Raw genomic sequence first — 18,971 nt, 5'->3', positions numbered from 1 at the left:
CAAGCTCTTGGAGCCGACTACAAGAGTGCCGGGATGGTTCCCTCGGGCGCGTACTTCGGCGCGTCAGGAGGGGTGACACCGGGCAACTTGTCGGTCATCCCACCGATGGCTAGCTCGGATTTCGGTTGTTTCGTGCTTGACGACCTGATGCGCCGGTGGCGCGGATCGTGCTGTCAACGAAGGAGTTTAACGCCCACATGGGCCAGCTTACCCAGGATACCCGCCTTTGCGAGCTCAAGACCCCCCTTGGCAAGGACGTTCTGGTTTTTGTCAGGTTCGAGGCCTCTGAAGGTCTGAGTGAACTGTTCGAATATCGTATCGAGTGCCTCAGCGAGGACGCCGATCTCGACTTCGATCGCGCAATCGGACAGCAGTGCACGCTCACCATCAAATTGCACGGGAAGGAGCGCGAGTTCAGCGGCATCCTCACGGAAGCGCAGTGGCTCGGGGTCAAGAACGACTATTTCAGCTACCGGATCGTGCTGAGGCCCTGGCTATGGCTGCTGTCGCGCACCACCGATTGCAGGATTTTTCAGGACAAGAAGGCGCCCGACATCATCAAGGACGTCTTCAACGAGCGCGGCTTCACGGATTATGAGTCCAAGCTTACCGAAGAGGGCTCATGTCCGAAGCTCGAGTATTGCGTTCAGTATCGCGAGACCGATCTGGATTTCGTATGCCGGCTGATGGAACAGCACGGCATCTACTACTTCTTCAAGCATGAGGGTGGCAAGCACACGCTGGTGCTGGCTGACTCCAAGTCCTCGCACAGCCCAATCAACGGTCTCGCAAAGATCCCCTATATCCCGCTGACCGGATCCGACCGTCGCGAGGAGCAGCATATCTATGAGTGGGTTTCCGAGCGCCGGTTTCGCACCGGCAAGTTCGAGCTCAACGACTACAATTACCAGAAACCCAACGCGCAGATGATCAGCGACGCCAAGGGCTCCGAGCACTACACACGATCCGAGATGGAGGTCTACGACTATCCCGGCAAGTTCAAGGAGAAATCCGACGGCGAGCGATACGCCAAGATTCAGCTCCAGGCCGAGCAGGCGATGGATCGGCGCCGCCGCGGCAACGGCGACGCCGTCAGCCTGTTCCCCGGCGGACTAACCAAGCTCGAAAAGCACTCGAAAGACTCGCAGAACGTTGAATATCTCGTCGTACGAGCAGCTCACTCATTTTCCATCGAGTCCTATCGCACTGGCGGTCCCGGCGACGGCGGACAGCACGTCTACTTCGGCAGCTTCGAATTTCTGCCAAGCGACCGGCCGTTTCGATCTCCCATGATGACGCCGAAGCCGAGGATCAATGGTATCCAGACGGCCAAGGTCGTCACCAAGGACGACAATTCGAGCGAGGAAATCGACGTCGAGTCGCTCGGCGAAATCTATGTTCGCTTTTTCTGGGATCGAAAGAAGAAGCGGTCGTGCCGGTTGCGCGTGGCCCAAGTCTGGTCCGGCAAGCGCTGGGGCGGTCAGATCATCCCGCGCGTCGGGCAGGAAGTGGTCGTGGAATTCCTGGAAGGAGACCCCGACCGGCCCTTGGTGATCGGCACGGTGTATAACGATGAATACAAGCTGCCCTACGATCTGCCGTCCAAGAAGACGATTGCGGGATTGAAGTCCGACTCGACCAAGGGAGGAGGCGGCTATAACGAATGGAACTTCGAGGACAAGAAAGGGTCCGAGAAGATCACCCTGCACGCCGAAAAAGACCACGACGTAACGGTCCGCGACACCGAGACCAGGACCATCGGCGAAGCCGCGTTCGGCGGCGATACCCGCAAGACCACGCTCAAGAACGGCAATGACAAGCTTGATATCGAATTGGGTGGCCAGCACATCAAGCTGGCATTGGATCAGTCCGTCAATGCAGGGCTGAGCATCACGCTCACGGCCAATGTCAACATCACCCTCCAGGTAGGTCCCAGCCAGATCATCCTGACCCCCGCCGGAATCGTCATCAACGCCCCGACCATCACCATGACCGCGCAGGCCGCCATGGCGCTCGCGGCCGGCGGCCCGTTGGTTGCCCACGGCACACCAACCATTGTCGGCTGACGGCCATGGGTCAGGTTCGGTTCAGCACAGTCCGCGATCTGTTCGAAGCCTATCCGCTGGCGCGCTACGACGTCGGCAAAGCCTCGCCGGACAAGTTGTCGCTGGATTTCCTGCAGGAGGCCGCTGATGCAGGCAACTGGCACCAGGCCGTATCCTTCTGCGCGTATCTGCTCCCCAGGCGCGTGGCCGTCGCTTGGGGATGTCGCTCGCTGCGGCAGATGTTCGACCATTTCGACGGCAACGAAGGCAGGTCGCTCAGCTTTGCGGAGACCTGGGTCCGGCAGCCAGACGAGCAATCGCGTAACAAGGCGTTGGCGGTCGGCAATGCCAACGATCCCGAGCAGCCGGCGACTTGGCTGGCGCTGGCGGCGGGCTGGTCTGGCGGAAGCGTGGTCCCTGCGGAATTTGCCCCGGTCGAAGCCAAGCCAGATCAGACGGCGCGGGCGGTTCGCGCAGCTCTCTTGATCGGACTTTGCCGGCTTAGCCGCGAGTCCAGGGACCGGATAATGACGGCCTGCCTGGAGGATGGTATTCAGTTGGCACGCGGCGAACCGCGCCCTCTGCGCTGACGAGACGATGTGATGGTGCTTCGCTTCAACATCGAGAACGAGCCCAACCTCCCCGATGGCGGACCTGTGTCATTTACGGTCACCGGAAGGCGTTCGGTCGATATAGGCCGCGATCGTCATCTCGATTGGACATTGCCCGATCCGTCTCGGATGATTTCGGGGAAGCATTGCGAGGTCCATTTTCGCGACGGCGGCTACTGGTTGCACGACGTCTCGACCAACGGCACGTTTCTCAATGGGGCCGACCAGCGCATACGGGGAGCGCATCGGCTGCGCAATGGCGATCGGCTCGTCATCGGCCACTATGTCATTGGCGTTTCGCTGGACCTGGACGAGCGTGCCGAGACCATTCCGAGCCATGGCGCGCAGCAACAAGCTCCGCTCGCGCAGCAGCACGCCGATTACCAGGAACTGTGGGCTCCCGGTCGCGATGTGCCGCCGCCAATCGACCCGCAGCAGTTGAGAAAACCGCGCGAGGCAGCGCGGCCCGTCAATGCGGAATTCCTGGACTGGGCGGCGAGCGTTCCGCCGGCGGGCGTCGACCCCGTCCGGCATTCGCCGCAGATGCCTCAACGGGAGCCGCCTCTGCACGACGACATGAGCTGGGCAGCCGGTCCCGCCGCCACGCCAAAACCGCCGGTCGACGTGCTGCACGCGATGCCGACGCCGCGCCGACCATCGGTCTGGGCCGACGATGAGGCGGCTGTCCCGCCACCGCCGGCACCGCCACCGGCAGGGCAGGCGGGAGCGCCGCGGCCGCAGGTGGCCGAGCCGGCACCGGCTACGGCCGCGCCGATCGGCAATCCCGAGTTTGCGCGCCTGGTGGCGCGTGCTGCCGGACTGCCGGACAATTTCTTTGCCGACAAGACCGAGGCCGAACTCGCGGAGCAGCTGGGCATCATCCTGCGCATGACCGTGGAGAACCTGATGGCTCTGCTGCAGGCGCGGACCCAGGCCAAGCAGCTGACGCGCAGCACCAGTCAAACCACCATCCAGGCCATAGAGAACAATCCGCTGAAATTCTCGCCGACCGCGGAAGACGCGATGCGTATCCTGTTCGGGCCGCCGACGCGCAGTTACCTCGATGCGCCGCATGCCTTCGCGCAGGGCTTCAAGGATCTCAAATCCCATCAATTGAAGACCTATGCGGCAATGCAGCATGCCGTCAGCGGGCTGATCGCCAGTATCGATCCGACGCTGATGGCGCGCGAGCTCGAGCTTCAGCGCGGCGCAAGATCCTTTTTCGGCTCGAACAAGAGTAAGTTGTGGGATGAATTCTTGACGCGCTGGAAGGCGCATCTCGGTCGCGACGAAAGCGCGCCGATCGATACCTTCATGCTGCATTTCTCTGAATATTACGACCGCGCAGACAAGTCGGGGTCAAAGTGAACTGTCGGTGACGATGCCGTCGCCGATCATTGCCAAGTGGATGCAGGAATGTCCTGGTACAGCAAAGTTTTCTGGTCGGAAGGTCTGTTTCTGCGGCCGCATCATCTGCAGCAGAACGATCGCTATCTCGAGCATCTGCTGGAAAAGCGCGTTCGTTACACAACTCCGTACCCCTGGGGCTTTGCCCAGCTCGAGATCGATAACGATCTTACTCAACAGAGCAAATTCGCCGTGCGCAGTGCGACCGGCGTCATGCCCGATGGAACGCCGTTCGATATCCCTGCTGACAGTCCGATCCCGGAAGCCATCGAAGTGCCGGATTCGGCCGCAGGCCAGATCGTCTGGCTGATGATGCCGGTCGCGGCGCCCAATACGCGGGAGGTGGATGAGGATCGCACCGACAGCGCAAGTCGTTACGTTCGGACTTCCGAAACGTATATCGATTCAACCTCGGCGCTGCGGATCGAGGAAGAGATCGACATCGTCTATCCGCGGCTGTCGTTCGAGCTGCGCAAGACCAGCAAGCCGGGATACATGGGTCTCGGCATCGCCCGCATCCTCGAAGTACGCGACAAGAATATCCTGTTCGACGACAAATTTGTGCCGCCGATGCTGGTCTGCGCCGCACATTCGGTTGTCGATGGCTGGCTCAATCGCATCATTGGCTGGGTTGAGACCAAGCTCGACGAGCTTGCACGCTACGCGGTCGATCCTTCGTCCGGCGGCGGCTTGCAGAGCGTCGATTACCTGGTGCTGCAGGTACTGAATCGGACCATTCCCGTACTGACTCATTTCAAGCGGTCCGGCAGCGTACATCCCGAGCGGCTGTACGAAGAACTGCTGAGGTTTGCCGGTGAGCTTGCGACCTTCGCAACGACCGAACGACGCGCGCGGGACTACCCGGCATACGATCACGACAAGCTCGAATACGTCTTCACGCCGCTGGTGCGCGACATCCAGGATTTCCTGAGCGCGCGGCTCGGCAGGCGGGCGATCCGTCTGGAGATCATCGAACGCGCCCAGAACGCATTTGTATCGCCGATCCGCGATCGCGCGTTGTTCCGAAATGCGACCCTCGTGCTGGAGGTCGCCGCACGGCGGCCTCTGGTGGAGATTCAGAACGAATTCCCGCACCTGTTCAAGGTCGGGCCCAACACCAAAATGACCGAGATCGTGCACGCAAACCTGCCGGGTTTGACCTTGGTGCATCTGCCGACGCCGCCACCGCACATCCGGGCCATCACAGACCACGTTTATTTCTACCTCGATCGCAAGTCGCCGCTGTGGCCCGAGTTCAGTACTGCGGCCTCGATCGGGATGCATTTTTCCGGCGACTGGCCGGAGCTTGAGTTGTACCTTTGGGCCATCCTGGAAGAGCGGCCATGACCGACAGGGACAAGCCGGTTAATCCTTTCGGTCGGGGTGAGCGGACCATCATCCGTCCGAACCCCGGCGGGAAGATGCCGCCGGCTCCGGCTCCTCAACCTCCGGCGGGCGAGGGACCTGCAAGCCGTCCAGCATACTCGCCATCGCCCGTGGCTTCGCCTGGTGCCCCTTCGTCGCCGTCATTTTCTCCTGTCCCGCAGGGCGCAAGCTACGCCGCCCCGCCGACCAGCCAGCCGTCCGAGGAATGGATTTCGACACCGGCGCAGGCTCAGGCGCAACCGATCCTGCCGCCCGGACCGCCCTTGCGTGTCGACGATCTGGTTGCGCCAAACGCCAACCCGGTGATGCGCGCCGGCGGCCCTTTGCTGCAGCTGCTTGGCCGGCTGCGAGTAGCACTGATGCGGGCGTCATTCGCGAGCCTGATGGAGCAGGTCGCCGACGCCATCAAGTTCTTCGAGAAGGATATCCGCTCGGCCGGCATTTCCGAGCACCAGGCCAATACGGCGAAATATATCCTGTGCGCTACCGCCGACGATATTGTGCAACACATTCCGACCGACGACCGACACGTCTGGGCCCAATACTCGATGCTCAGCCGGTTCTTCGGCGAGCGTGTGGGCGGCGTACGCTTCTTCGAGATCCTCGACCATTTGAAGACTGATCCGCTGGTCAACTACCCGGTGCTCGAACTCCAGCACGCCTGCCTTGCGCTCGGGTTCCAGGGCATTCACCGGACGTCGCCGGGCGGGCTTGCGAACCTCCAGGTGATCCAGCGCAACCTCTATGAAACGCTGCGCCGGGTTCGGCCCAAGCCGACCAACGATTTGTCGCCGCACTGGCGCGGACAGGCCCTGGCGGGTCGGCGGAAGCACTTGCGTATTCCCGTTTGGCTGGTGGCGGCCGTGGTCGCCGCGCTGCTAACGGGATCCTATTTTGTCCTGCGGACGTTGCTGGCTGGCCGTGCAGAGAATGCCGCGGAAGTCGCGCTGGCATTGCATCCCGGCGATCCGATCGAGCTCAAGCGCCGCGTCGTTGCGCCGCCGCCGCCTCCGCCTCCGCCGCCACCCCCGGACCGCATCACCCAGCTGCAGCGCATTCGCAACGCGCTTGCACTGGAGAAGACGGCTTGCGCCATGACAGCGGATCAGACGGCGAGCTTCATCGTGATCAGGGTCTGCGATCTCGCATTGTTTGCCTCGGGTCAGGCAACCATCCTGGATGGTTTCAAGCCGATCGGGGCCCGGGTTGCGGCGACGCTCGACAAGGAGCCCGGCCGAATCCGGGTGGTTGGCCATACCGACAGCTCGCCAATCCGCACCGTGCGCTTCCCTTCGAATTTCGAATTGTCGGTCGAACGCGCCAAGGCGGTTGCCGCCGCGCTGAAACCCGGCCTGGCCGACGGTTCGCGCATCGACGTCGACGGCAAGGGATCGGATTCACCAATTGCCAGCAATTCGACACCCGAGGGACGTGCAAAGAACCGTCGGGTCGAAATCTTCATCGAACGTAGCGAATAGGCGGACGCCACAAGCTCACGCGATAAGCGACAGGTACCGGTAAATATGCTCGCCAAGGACATTCTACGCATCGTTCTCTATGGAGTCGGGCTCAGCTCGCTTGGGGCGGTGATCTACCTTGCCGGTCCCTTCATTGCTTTCGGCGACTGGCATCCGTTGGAAAACCACATCATTCGCCAGATCGCGATCCTGCTGCTCGGCGCCGCGGCAGCAGGTGTCACCGGTTTTCATTTCTTCAAGCGACGCAAGAATGCCAAGGAAATCGCCGACGGCGTCAGCGGTGCGGATCAGGCCGTCAGCGACGAGCCGGTGCTCAAGGAGCGCATGAAGGATGCGCTCTCAACACTTAAGACTGCGAGCGGCAACAAGTCCGGTTATCTCTACGATCTACCCTGGTACGTCATCATCGGTCCGCCCGGTGCGGGAAAGACCACGGCGCTGGTGAATTCGGGGCTCAAGTTTCCGCTCGCGCGAGGGGCAACGCCGGCGGCGATCGCCGGGGTCGGCGGCACTCGCTACTGTGATTGGTGGTTCACCGAGGAAGCGGTGCTGATCGATACTGCCGGTCGCTACACAACCCAGGATTCAAACAGCAAGGCCGACAAGGAAAGCTGGATCTCCTTCCTGGATATCCTGAAGAAAACTCGATCGCGCCAGCCGATCAACGGCGTTCTCGTCGCAATCAGTCTGGAAGACGTGCTGACGCTGCCGAAGCAGGAACTCGCGCTTCATGCCGACGCCATCAGGATGCGGCTCCTCGAACTGCATCAACGGCTGAAAGTGAGCTTCCCGGTCTACGCGCTGTTCACCAAGGCCGATCTCGTCGCCGGCTTCACCGAATATTTCGCGTATCTCGGCGAAGCCGGCCGGCGCCAGGTCTGGGGCGCCACTTTCCAGACCGCCGACAAGACCCAGAACCTGGTGGGGCAGGTCCCGGTCGAGTTCGATCGCCTGCTGGAGCGCCTGAGCGAGGAAACGCTCGACCGTCTGCAGGACGAGCCGACGCCGCAGCACCGGGTGCAGTTGTTTGGCTTCCCGGCGCAGATGGCGCGGCTCAAGCCGCAAATCCACGATTTCCTCAACCAGATTTTTGAGCCGACGCGTTATCACGTGAACGCCAATCTGCGTGGGTTCTATTTCACGTCGGGCACGCAGCAGGGTACGCCGATCGATCAATTGATCGGATCGCTGGCGCGTACATTCGGCGCGGAGGAAGTCGGTGCAGGAGCCTACTCCGGAACCGGCAAGAGCTATTTCCTCGCCGATTTGATTTCGAAGGTCATCATCGGTGAGGCTGACTGGGTTTCGACCGACCGTGCTGCGGTGCGCCGCGCCCTGATCCTGAAAACCGCGGCGCTGTCGGTGATCGGTCTGGTGGCGATCGGACTGATCGGTGCGTGGCTGACCAGCTATAAGCGCAACTCCGACCTGATCGAGCAGAGCTTGCAGGCGGACAGCGAGTATGCGGCCGCCGGTGCGCCGCTCATCAAGCAAACGCTGATCGCCGATCACGATCTCGACAAGGTGCTGCCGCTGCTCTATCGGCTGCGGAACGCCCCTGCCGGTTATGCCTCGCGCAATGAGCCGGTAGCACTCTCGGCGCGCTACGGGCTCAGTCAGCACGCGCGCCTGTTGTCGCCCGCGAAGGCGGCCTATCACACCGCGCTTGAGCGCATGTTCAGGCCTCGGCTGCTGTACCGTTTGGAAGAGCAGCTCAATGCGCGCATCGCCGAGCCTGCCTTCGTCTATGAGGCGCTGAAGGTCTACCTGATGCTCGGCGGCCTGCAATCCCCAGACCGCGAGCTCATCCGCTCCTGGATGCAGCGCGACTGGGCGGACAACCTCTATCCTGGCGCGACCAACGCGGAAGGTCGGCGCCTGCTCGATGAAAATCTCATGGCAATGTTCGACCTCGAAACCGAGCAGCCGCCGCTGGTCGAGCTTGATGGCCGGCTGATCAAGCAGGCCCAGAATTCATTGGCGCGCCTCAGCGTGTCGCAACGTGCCTACGAGTTCCTGAAGTCGGAGGCTCGCGGATCGACCGCCGGCGACTGGATCGCCAGCCGCCGGGGCGGTCCTGACGTCGCAGTCGTGTTCGAAACCACGACCGGGCAGCCCCTGGACAATGTGAGGGTGCCCGAGTTCTTCACCTATAACGGCTTCAATCAGAAGTTCATCGCTCGACTGCCCGGATTGTCGGAGCGCATGAAGCGGGAGCGGTGGGTCTTGGGTGACGCCGGCCAGCAGTCGGCAATTGACCAGCAGTATGACAACCTGGCTGGCGATCTGCTCAGCATCTACTCCAATGATTTTGTGACGGCGTGGCGTACTGCACTCGGCAGCCTGCGTCTGAAGAAATTGCTCGCCGACAAGCCGAAATACGAGGTGCTGAGGGCGCTTTCGGCGCCGACCTCGCCGATGCGGCAAATCCTGGAATCGGTGCGCGATGAGACCATGCTGACCAAGGAACGCCCGAAGCCGGCGAGCGCCGGCACGCCGGCAGTGCCGCCCGCGGTGACCACGCCAGCGCTGTTCAACAATGCCCAGGATGGTACACCGGGCGCGACGATTGAGTCGCAGTTCAAGCCCTACCATGCAGCGCTTGAGGGGGAGAGCACCCGCCGGCCGATCGACTCGACGATCGCAAACCTGAACGACATTGCGCAAAATCTGACGCTGATGATCGAGAATCCGCAACTGACGGCGCAAGCAACTGCGGGGCTTCAGACCCAGGTTGCCGCGCTGCGCAACAATGCCTCGCGTATGCCGCCGCCATTTTCCGATATGCTGCGGGCGGCAGCCGCGGAGTTCGAAGGCAGCATCGCCGCCTCCACGGCCGGTCAAATCCTGCAGTCGTTGCGCGATCAGGTCACGCCGGTCTGTCAGCAGACGGTGACCAACCGCTACCCGTTTGTCCGCAGCAGTGGTCAGGAAGTCCCGCTTGCTGATTTCGCCAAGCTGTTCAGCCCGAACGGCATCATGGACAAGTTCTTCACCCAGTTCCTGGCGCCGTATGCCGATACTTCGCGCTCGGACTGGGTCTGGCGGAAGGAGAGCCCCGTCGGACGATCGTTCTCGCCCGACACGTTGAAGCAGTTCCAGAATGCCGCCTATATCCGCGATGCCTTTTTCCAGACCGGCGGCGGCGTGCCGGCGGTGTCCTTTGCGATCCGGCCGCCGGCTGCCGCCGGACCGGGCATCACAGTCAAGACCGAGATCGGTGGCACGACGATCAACAGCCCCACCACACCAGGACCAGCCGCAGCTCCCTCCATGTTTGGCGCGCCGCAACCCGCTGCTCCGTCGCCGCCGCAGACCAATTCGCCGACGACGGTGCTCTGGCCCGGCCCATCGCCGCGGACGGCAATTTCGGTCAGCAACGAGTCCGGCTCGCCATCCGTGCTTGAGCGCATCGGCCCCTGGTCATTGTTCCGAATGCTGGAGGCCGGCTCGCTGGTCGCCAAGGCGGAAACCGCCAGCGCAACTTTCATTGTTGCCGGACGTGAGCTCAACTATCAGATTTCCACCGGATCGTTGCGCAATCCGCTAAACCTGTCAGTGCTCCGCGAGTTTCGTTGCCCGACCGGAATATGACCATGCGATGCGGCTTATTCGGCAAGATCGGCGCGAAGCGTGATTTCATCGCGATCGCGACGCCACGCAGCTTCCTGGAAGTCTGGGAGCCGTGGGTGCAGGCTGCCATCTCCGCGAGCCGCCATCAACTCGGCGCCGCCTGGCAGGAAGCATTCCTGACCGCGCCGGTTTGGCGGTTCTGGCTTGGCGGCGCGATCTGCGGCACCACCGTCGCAGGAGCGATCATGCCGTCGCTTGACGGGGTGGGGCGATACTATCCGTTGACGTTGCATGCGGTGCAGGATGGTGACGCCGCGCTACCGCCGCCGAACATCGATCCGCAGGACGAGTGGTTTGCCCAAGTGGAGACATTCCTGCTCTCGACCCTGGACCGGGCTGCGACGTTCGAGCAGATCTCCGACGCGCTGGATCGTCTCGCGCTTCCGCGTCTGCGGACCTCGGGGACTGATGGACCGCCAATCGTGTCGCTGAACGACGCGACGCTGGGAATGGTTTCGACGGTCGATGGGTTTGCCGAGTCGTTCGGCGCGCTCTGCGGCGCGAACCCTCAAATCTATGCCGCGGCTAGTTTCTGGTGGACCGCCGGAGGCGAAGGGTTCCCGCCGATCGCACTCTGTTGCCGCGGATTGCCGGATCCGTTTCACTATTCCACGCTGCTGACCGGCGACGTCAGCCGCGCGGTATCCGGGACGGGATGACGCGCGATGGTACACGTCCCATCCTTGTTCGATGTCGGTAGCGTCACTCATGCCGGACGGGTGCGGGCGCGGAACGAGGATTCATGTCTGGTAAGAACCGACGTCGGCCTATGGGCGGTCGCTGACGGCATGGGCGGTCATGAGGCAGGCGATCTTGCCAGCCGCATCGTGGTGCAGTCGCTTGATGCGATCGCCTCGCCGGACTCCGCGGCGGATCTGTTGGCGCAATGCGAGGCGCGTCTGTTCAGCGCCAACCAGCAGATTCTGGCACTCAGCGAGGCAAGGCAGGGTGCCACTGTCGGGACCACAACGGCGGTCCTGCTCGTACGCGACGGCCATTATGCCTGCATATGGGCGGGAGACAGCCGGGTGTACCTGATCAATCGCCACGGCATCACCCAGGTGTCGCACGATCATAGCGAGTTGGAGGAACTGATCGCCGGCGGCGCGCTATCGCGCGAAGAGGTCCAGGATTGGCCGAACAATGCCATCACCCGGGCTGTCGGCGTTGTCGCCGACCCCGAGTTCGAGGTGGTGACCGGTCCGGCCGAACCGGAAGACATCTTCGTGATTTGCAGCGACGGCTTGACCCGACACGTGCAGGATGACGAGATCCAGCAGCACGCGGCCACTCGCCTTGCCCAGACAGCCTGCGACGACATGCTTGCGCTCGCGCTCGATCGCGGCGGGCTCGACAATGTTACGATCGTGATCGTGCGATTGCTCGCGCCACGATCCTCGGAGCCCACGAGGTCGCCGCTCGATCGGGAGCCGCGAGCATGACCGCGAACGATCCGTTTCGATCATCCTACCGCGGTGTGCCGGCCGGCACCCGGCTCAACGGCATTTACGAGATCGAAGCGATGATCGGGGCGGGCGGCATGGGGGAAGTCTACCGATGCCGCGAGATCCAGACCGGATCGCCCGTTGCGGTCAAGATGTTGCTGCCCGACATGGTCGACAACGAGGCGGCGCTTGCGCTGTTCCGCCGGGAGGCGGCAGCACTTCACAATCTTCCGCATGAAGCGATCGTTCGCTACTTCCTGTTCACGGTCGAACCCGTGCTGCAGCGCCCGTATCTCGCGATGGAATTCGTGAACGGGCGCTCGCTGTCGAACATGCTCGACGATGGGCCGCTGACCTTCGAAGCGCTGATCAAGTTGATGCAGCGGGTCGCATCGGGCCTGCACGCCGCTCACGAGCACGGCATTATCCATCGCGATGTCTCCCCCGACAACATCATCGTGCCGCTCGATGATGTAAGGCGGGCGAAGATCATCGACTTTGGTATCGCCCGGTCTACCCAGATGGGTGACAAGACCATCATCGGCTCCGGCTTCGCCGGCAAGGATAATTACGCGTCGCCGGAACAGGTCGGCTTGTACGGCAATGATGTCACCGCGAAGTCCGATGTCTACAGCTTTGGTCTCGTACTGTTCCAAGCCTTGACCGGGCAGAAGCTCGATATGGGCGGGAGCCAGTTTCAACTGGTCGAGAAACGCCGGCGTGTGCCCGATCTCGGCGCAGTGGATCTGCGTATCAGGCCGCTGCTCGAGAGGATGCTGCAGCCGGACCCGGCCTTGCGCCCGACCATGGCGGAGGTCGCCAACTGGGCGCCGGCGGCTTCGGCTCACCCGTCTGCCGCACCGCTCCACGGCTTCGATCCGTTGGGGAAGCCGGAAGCCGGGACGTCTGCGCAGCAGGAGCGGGTGCCGTCAACCACGCGGAACTCTCGCCGCATCTGGCTCGGCGCCTGCGTCGCAGGGCTGCTGCTTCTGCTGGGGGGCGGTGGGTACACCTTCTATAAATTTGTCTGGTCGACATCGGGCCGGGCGGCCTTGCCGCCACCGCCGAAGCTCGCCGCGACACCCGCGCCGCCGAGGATCGAGCCTGCTCCGCCACAGCCGGCACGTCAGGAGCCGGTGAAGCTGCCGCCTCAGCCGACGGTGACGCCGACTTCGTCGCCCGATGGGCCGGGTCGAGCCGAGCGCATCCGCAGATATGTCGCCCAATATGCGGGCGGCGACTGCTTCTTCATCCTGCCTGTTGCAGTGAGCTCAAGCGCAGCCGTCATTGAGGGATTCGGCGCCTCGACCGCCCCATTCGATACCTTCGACAAGGCGTTTCGAAAGGAGCAGGGATTTGAGGCTTCGGTCGGCGTCAGGCAGGTGAATCCGGCACAATGTCCGGCCGTCAAATTCTTGAGTCAGGTCGGAAGCGATCAAGCGCGTGCGCCGCGCATCAACCTGTCAGCGACGGAATTGAAGGCCGGCGAGACCCTGAACGGGACCATCGAGAATTTTGCCAACCGGGTGGTGGAACTGCTGATGGTCTCGGATCGCGGCGAGGTGCAAAGCCTGTCCTATCTCCTGAAGCCGGGCATCGACTCGCTTTCTTTTGCCCTGCCGATGGCACGCTCAACCGGTCCGCAGCTCCTGTTGGTCGTTGCGGCCCCGCGTGTTCTGGACTCGCTGCGCCAGCCGCGACCGATGGCGGCCGACACATTCTTCCTGCAAGCGATCAGCGAAGCTCAGCGCGGCAATGTGACCCTCACTGCGGCCGCACGCTATGTGATGCTCACGAATTGAGCTGCTCGTCAGAACTTGCCGATCATCAAGATCTTCAGGTCGGCATCCGGCTTGAAGTCGCTTGCCGTGAATTGACGCGAGTTGTCGACAGATGACGGCTTGAGCCGTCCCGGACAAAAACTGACCAGACGGTCGTCGCCGCCCGGATCGATCGTCAACGTGAAGGACCGGATTGGACCCGCCCAGTTCGCGCCCGTCTTGAGCACGTAGGAAATGCGCCGCTCCTGCAGCTTTGCCGCATTGTCCGGGCTGTTGCCGGTGCGCTTGTCCAATTCGGCAAGGAACGCATCCGTGACGCAATACTCTTTCCTGTACCGCTCGACTTCCGGACCTAGCGCTGCGCTGCGACGCAGACCTGAGCGCAGGACCGTGTCAGGGCTGGAGCCGACGCTCGGGCGATACTGATGTTCGACGATGACGGTACGCGCGGGTGGAAATACTTGCTCGCGAACAGCCGAAGTCTTGGTTATCCAGCCGGGCGTGTATTGCTGGCGGCCGTTGTCGCTCATGCCGGCAGGCATCAGAAGGCCATCATCGATCAACTTCGTACGGGTTGTCGCCGGCAGGTCGGCCACCCGGATCTCCCGATCACCGAGCGGCAGCAGGGGCAGCTTGAACTGACGGAGAAGGGCAGTGACATCCTTGTTGCCGACCATGGCGCGCTGGTCGATGGTCAGCGGCACCGGGTTGCCGTCGATCCTGGTCTCGAACTCGACGAAGTTAACCGGATTGCTCGATGGAAGCGCAATGTTCTCGGCTTCGGACAGGTCGATGTCGGGCAGCGGAAAAGCGACGGTGAGCGCAACCGGCTTGCTCGTCTGGTTGACGAATTGGTAGCGAACGTTGACCTTGTCCAGCCCGATACGCAGCTCCTCGCTCGCCATGGTCACATCCTTGGTGCGAACGAATTGCAGCCCGCCGATGGACAATTCGGCGGCGGAATCGTTTGCTCGCGCGGGCCAGCTGGTTGCGACCAACAGGGCGATCATCAGGGCTCGCGACCTCATCGACGGCCTGCTTAACGCTCCTTTTGCCATGCCGGCCTCCATGCGGCGCCGCAGCGTCTGCCCGGGTGGGGTCAATCGATCGCCTGGTAAAGCTCTCCCCATTCCGGCTTCCAGACGCCATCCTGGTCGCAAACCACGATCGCGAGCTTCATGTCATTGGCGAGCCGGATTGCGCCGCGAAAGGCGTCCTGGGCCGGCATATGGGCGCTGACCTGGTCGCTGCTCAGGCGTCCGCCGCTTGCGGCGGCTGGCAACACGATTGACCCGGATGCGCCCGCATCGTCGCGCCTCAAAACCAGAGTAATCGCGTCGGGCTGGATTTCGCTGACTTGCTCAAATCTGTTTTTGGCCATGATTTTGCACTGCAAGCTGAAGGAGTTCGGACTATCACCGTCCAGTGAAAGAGTTGAACGGGATTGGGGTTGGTCGCCACTAATTGACGCTGCGCTCGCGCAGTCTTGGATTAGTCGGACTGACGCTGCATTCGGTTCGGTTACGTTGAGGCGGATATGTTTCGTCGATCTAGCTGGATCTGGCTCTCTATCGTCGGCGCGGCCTTCGCTGCAACCGGTGCAAAGGCCGACGATGCCGTCGTGCGAAGCTTTGCCGGCGGTTCGGCTGCCTCCATGGTCGGGATCGTCCCGGCCGGCCAGGACGTCGAACTCGGGGGCCCGCAAGCGCTCAGCGCTGACGGACAGGGAAACCTGTTTGTGCTTGATCAGGTCAACGGCCGCATCCTGCAGTTCGACCCCAAGCAACCGAACACTGCGCCCGACATCCTGAAGATGCCTCGCGATGTCCAGCCCACCGACCTCGTCGTCCGTAACGACGACATCATGGTTTGGGACGGCGGCGTACGGATGCTGAAGGCGGCACCGGGACAGTCCACGCGCGGGGTGGGCGGAGACGTGATCCAGCTTGAGGAAGTTTCGTCCCGCGGCACGGACGACCAGGTCGCCGTTTCGGCCTTCGCCCAAATGGGCTCGCAGGCGCTGAGCAGTCCAACCGACTTGCTCGATCAGAATACCCGCGCGGCCATCGTAAGGACGACGCGACAGCCCGACCGGCAGTATATCGCCTCGCGCAGCAAGGGATCGGTGATCGCCGATATTATTCCCGACAAGGGCAATGCCAGCGTACGGGTCGAGATCCAGACCATGGTCAGCAACGAGACCATCGGTCAGCTCGGCCTGCGTGTCCGCAACCAGCTCGGCACCGTGGAGTTTCTCGAGATCGACAACAGCGATCGCTTCTACGTGCTGGCCGAGGACATTCCGCCGTCGGGCAAGAATGCCGCCACATTCGTCGCACGCTATGCCGCGAACGGACGCCTGGAGGGCATCTACGAGTTGCCCTTGGAGAACACGCCCGTAACGCGGCGGTTCGTCACCGTCTCAGGCGACGGCGATGTCTATTTTCTGCGTACCAAGCCCGAGGGTGTTGAGGTGGTTGGTGTCGGCTTCCGGCCCATGGGGAAGGTATCCGTCATTGACGTCAGGCCATCGCGCACTCCGGCCGCACCGGCGGCGCGGCCGGATACCAAGTTCAATGCGACCGCCGCCGTGCGGCCGTCCAATCGCCAGCAGTCGATCGAGACGGCCTTCGCGTTTGAGGGCGTTCAGTGGAAGCTGACACCGGCGAACTACGGCAGCGATCCCGACAGCCAATGCTCCGGTTTCAGCCGTATTCGCCGGCCGTGGTATCTGCAGGGCAAGGTAAACCAGGAAGTGCGCGGCGTGCCTTATTGCTGGGGTTGCCACGGTTCGCTCGCGAACTTCCGGCAGCGGATCGAAAGCGGGACGCTGGCAGGCAATGTCTGCACCCGTAACGAGCCACGGCCGGATGTGGCCGGCGTCGACTGTTCGGCATTCGTCAGCGCCGCGTGGGGACTTTCCGTCCACTACACGACCGCCGCCATCCCCGCGATCGCCGCACCCGTGACGAACCCCTGGGACCTGAAGCCTGGTGACGCCCTGAACAAGCCGGGTTCCCACGTGATGTTGTTCCTGCGGTTCACGCCGGATCGCAAGGCGGAGGTCATGGAATCCTCGACGGGCGGCTGCAATGGTCGCGTCTGCCGCAACGTCTATCCGCTGGCGAGCCTGCTCGCGCGCGGCTACGTTCCGGTCCGCTTTCGCGCCTTCGCAGATGATCAGACGACGGTTTCCGCGAACGCCTATCAGGAGACCGAGGCGCCGGCAGGCCGCAAGACAGCGAACAAACGGCGCTGAACCTGGGGTCTTGCTAGGGCTACAGATGAACATGGATCACTGCCTGCGGGCTGGTTTCTGGAGGTCCGGACGGCATCCTGCCGCTCTATCTTACCGGTGTGGTTCCAGGGCAGACCCCGCTTGATATCGAGGTGGATCACGATGCGAAGGCTCAGGGGCTTTGATCAAAAGACCGGTTGGCTGTGTGGCGCCATCCTGCTCGCTACGTTGGTCGGCCTGCCACTCCAGCGCGCGCATGCGGCGGGAGAACTGTCGATAAGTAACCCGGACGGTGCGGCCCTCCGGGCGCTCGTCATCGGCGTCGACGACTACCAGCATGTACGCAAACTGAAGGGCGCGGTCGCCGACGCCAATGACATCGTGTCCAGCCTGAGGACCATGGGCGTCAGCGATGTGGTCGAACTGACCAATGCACAGGTCGATAGGGCAAGCGTGCTGCGTGAGATCAGCTCACTGGTGGAGCGGACAAAGAGCAACGACCTCATCTTCCTGTCGATCGCAGGTCACGGCACGCAGGAGCCCGAGCGCATCAAGGGCTCCGAACCCGACGGAATGGAGAACGTGTTCCTGCTGCCCGAATTCGCCACTACGCCGGCCGGATCGGCCGAGCGCATTTTGGGAAGCGAATTCAACCATTTCATCCGGCAGTTCGAATTGCGTGGCGCGAAAGTGATCTTCGTTGCGGATACCTGCCACGGCGGTGGAATGGTGCGCGATATCGATCCGCGTGCGGCAGAGATGAGTTTTCGACAGGTGCCGCGCTACACGCTGCTGGTCGATGAATTGAAGCCGGTGTCGAGCAGCGACGACCCGAAGTCCGAACTCGATCTCGACCACACTGCGTTCATCGCCGCCGTCGATCGAAACACCAAGGCGCCGGAAGTGCGGATCCCCGGGATCGATGGCCTGCGCGGTGCACTGAGTTATGCCGTCGCGCGGGCAGTTGAGGGCAACGCGGACATCAATCATGATGGCAAAGTGACTCTGAAGGAGCTTTTCAGCAATGTTCGGCAGGTGGTCTATCAACTGTCCGACCAACGCCAGAACATCGTGACGGTATCGTCGCCGACACAGAGGCCGGAAACCGACGTCGCCTTCGAACTGACGCGCGGCGTGGTGCTGATCCAGGGGACGGCCGCGAGAGCTGCCTCCGGTCAGGCTGCTACCGTCGCGCCCGCCGAGAAACAAACCCCCGCGCCGCCGGCCGTTACGGCCACGTCACCAACCGCTCCAACCGGCGTCGCCGCGACCGGCCCGGCCGCGCCCAGTGCCGCACTGTCGCCCTTCCGTCTCACCACGCCTATCCGTTTGGCGGCGCTTGACGGCAAGATGAACTATTTCGCCGGCGTCAAGCCGCAGGATGCCAGTGTGCAGGCCGTTCAACCGACTGATAATCCCGACCTGATCTGGGACCCCGTGTCGCATGACGTCATCGCCTGGGGCGATGTGGTCGCCTATGGTGTTGACGTTGCCGGCTTGACGACAGTGGTCAACCGAACTGCAGCCATTCGGGAGCTTAAGCGCATGGCGACGCGGTCGCCGCAAGTGATGCGTATTTGGCCGGATGATCGACAGCAGCGCAGCGGCCAGACCGTCGAGGTCGAATTGTCCGACGTCGGTTCACGAGCGGTGCTGCTATTCAACGTGTCCGGTGATGGAACTATCCAAATGCTGTATCCGGTGGGTTCTGATGCCGCGCTGGCGCGATCGGCAAATCTGCGGCTGCCGCTTCGGGTAGGCGAGCCGTTCGGTGCCGAGCAGATCGTTGCGGTGACCTCGCAGCAGCGGATGGTTGACTTGGAGACGGTCCTGACGCAGCTCAACCGGCGTCGTGCCTCGGGGCAGGTCATCAAGAGTCTGGAGCGCTACCTGCCGGCGGACGCGCGGATCGCGTCGATCGGCTTTTTCAGCGTTCCCTGACAAAGT

At 62.6% G+C, this 18,971-nt stretch carries 13 protein-coding genes; 11 read left to right on the top strand and 2 right to left on the bottom strand.

Going from position 1 to position 18,971, the window contains the following annotated elements; translation table 11 throughout:
- The first annotated feature begins 197 nt into the window (after window positions 1-197).
- From HAP48_RS44610 to HAP48_RS44570, 9 genes are all read left to right on the top strand, one after another.
- Window positions 198-2,066, top strand: coding sequence for a type VI secretion system tip protein TssI/VgrG (locus HAP48_RS44610; RefSeq protein WP_166215723.1), 1,869 nt, complete (start codon window positions 198-200; stop codon window positions 2,064-2,066).
- Window positions 2,067-2,071: 5 nt separating this feature from the next.
- Complete coding sequence (locus HAP48_RS44605; protein ID WP_166206258.1) at window positions 2,072-2,635, top strand: DUF6931 family protein; 564 nt, start codon at window positions 2,072-2,074, stop codon at window positions 2,633-2,635.
- Between the two features lie 12 nt (window positions 2,636-2,647).
- Complete coding sequence (tagH, locus tag HAP48_RS44600) at window positions 2,648-4,024, top strand: type VI secretion system-associated FHA domain protein TagH (RefSeq protein WP_166206255.1); 1,377 nt, start codon at window positions 2,648-2,650, stop codon at window positions 4,022-4,024.
- Between the two features lie 48 nt (window positions 4,025-4,072).
- On the top strand, window positions 4,073-5,410 hold the full coding sequence (gene tssK / locus HAP48_RS44595; RefSeq protein WP_166206252.1) for a type VI secretion system baseplate subunit TssK: 1,338 nt from the start codon (window positions 4,073-4,075) through the stop codon (window positions 5,408-5,410).
- 302 nt (window positions 5,411-5,712) lie between these two features.
- Window positions 5,713-6,927 carry a type VI secretion system protein TssL, long form gene (tssL, locus tag HAP48_RS44590; RefSeq protein WP_275949009.1) on the top strand — a complete coding sequence of 405 codons (1,215 nt, stop codon included), beginning with the start codon at window positions 5,713-5,715 and terminating at the stop codon, window positions 6,925-6,927.
- A gap of 45 nt (window positions 6,928-6,972) precedes the next feature.
- On the top strand, window positions 6,973-10,521 hold the full coding sequence (gene tssM, locus HAP48_RS44585) for a type VI secretion system membrane subunit TssM (protein ID WP_166206225.1): 3,549 nt from the start codon (window positions 6,973-6,975) through the stop codon (window positions 10,519-10,521).
- Window positions 10,518-11,219, top strand: a complete 702-nt coding sequence (tagF, locus tag HAP48_RS44580) for a type VI secretion system-associated protein TagF (protein WP_166206222.1) — start codon at window positions 10,518-10,520, stop codon at window positions 11,217-11,219. Before tssM ends, tagF begins: the two co-directional genes overlap by 4 nt.
- A 6-nt stretch (window positions 11,220-11,225) precedes the next feature.
- The gene (locus HAP48_RS44575) at window positions 11,226-12,002 is read left to right on the top strand and encodes a PP2C family protein-serine/threonine phosphatase (RefSeq protein WP_166206219.1); all 777 of its coding nucleotides are present in this window, start codon (window positions 11,226-11,228) and stop codon (window positions 12,000-12,002) included.
- Window positions 11,999-13,807 (top strand): serine/threonine-protein kinase, encoded by a 1,809-nt coding sequence (locus HAP48_RS44570; RefSeq protein WP_166206216.1) that lies wholly within the window; start codon window positions 11,999-12,001, stop codon window positions 13,805-13,807. Before HAP48_RS44575 ends, HAP48_RS44570 begins: the two co-directional genes overlap by 4 nt.
- An 8-nt stretch (window positions 13,808-13,815) precedes the next feature.
- Here the strand turns inward: HAP48_RS44570 and HAP48_RS44565 are convergent, their stop codons facing one another.
- Window positions 13,816-14,796, bottom strand: a complete 981-nt coding sequence (locus HAP48_RS44565; RefSeq protein ID WP_166206213.1) for a DUF4424 domain-containing protein — start codon at window positions 14,794-14,796, stop codon at window positions 13,816-13,818.
- An 89-nt stretch (window positions 14,797-14,885) separates the two neighbouring features.
- A complete protein-coding gene (locus HAP48_RS44560) occupies window positions 14,886-15,182 on the bottom strand; it encodes a hypothetical protein (RefSeq protein WP_224496836.1) in 297 nt (98 codons plus the stop codon).
- A gap of 141 nt (window positions 15,183-15,323) precedes the next feature.
- Between HAP48_RS44560 and HAP48_RS44555 the strand changes: the two genes are divergently transcribed.
- A complete protein-coding gene (locus tag HAP48_RS44555) occupies window positions 15,324-17,045 on the top strand; it encodes an NHL repeat-containing protein (RefSeq protein WP_166206210.1) in 1,722 nt (573 codons plus the stop codon).
- Window positions 17,046-17,186: 141 nt separating this feature from the next.
- Complete coding sequence (locus HAP48_RS44550; protein ID WP_166206207.1) at window positions 17,187-18,965, top strand: caspase family protein; 1,779 nt, start codon at window positions 17,187-17,189, stop codon at window positions 18,963-18,965.
- The last annotated feature ends 6 nt before the right edge of the window (window positions 18,966-18,971 follow it).

Origin of the sequence: Bradyrhizobium septentrionale (genome assembly GCF_011516645.4) — a bacterium.
GTDB classification, from domain to species: Bacteria; Pseudomonadota; Alphaproteobacteria; order Rhizobiales; family Xanthobacteraceae; genus Bradyrhizobium; species Bradyrhizobium septentrionale.
Note: the sequence above shows the minus strand (reverse complement) of the source record. Positions and strands in the feature narration are given on the sequence as shown.

Bases quoted from the DNA above. Each gene is read 5' to 3' on its own strand.
- HAP48_RS44570 (WP_166206216.1), top strand. From the start codon at position 11,999: ATGACCGCGAACGATCCGTTTCGATCATCCTACCGCGGTGTGCCGGCC.
- HAP48_RS44550 (WP_166206207.1), top strand. From the start codon at position 17,187: ATGCGAAGGCTCAGGGGCTTTGATCAAAAGACCGGTTGGCTGTGTGGC.
- tssK (WP_166206252.1), top strand. From the start codon at position 4,073: ATGTCCTGGTACAGCAAAGTTTTCTGGTCGGAAGGTCTGTTTCTGCGG.
- HAP48_RS44610 (WP_166215723.1), top strand. From the start codon at position 198: ATGGGCCAGCTTACCCAGGATACCCGCCTTTGCGAGCTCAAGACCCCC.
- HAP48_RS44575 (WP_166206219.1), top strand. From the start codon at position 11,226: ATGGTACACGTCCCATCCTTGTTCGATGTCGGTAGCGTCACTCATGCC.
- HAP48_RS44605 (WP_166206258.1), top strand. From the start codon at position 2,072: ATGGGTCAGGTTCGGTTCAGCACAGTCCGCGATCTGTTCGAAGCCTAT.
- HAP48_RS44565 (WP_166206213.1), bottom strand. From the start codon at position 14,796: ATGATCGCCCTGTTGGTCGCAACCAGCTGGCCCGCGCGAGCAAACGAT.
- HAP48_RS44555 (WP_166206210.1), top strand. From the start codon at position 15,324: ATGTTTCGTCGATCTAGCTGGATCTGGCTCTCTATCGTCGGCGCGGCC.
- tagF (WP_166206222.1), top strand. From the start codon at position 10,518: ATGACCATGCGATGCGGCTTATTCGGCAAGATCGGCGCGAAGCGTGAT.
- tssM (WP_166206225.1), top strand. From the start codon at position 6,973: ATGCTCGCCAAGGACATTCTACGCATCGTTCTCTATGGAGTCGGGCTC.
- tagH (WP_166206255.1), top strand. From the start codon at position 2,648: ATGGTGCTTCGCTTCAACATCGAGAACGAGCCCAACCTCCCCGATGGC.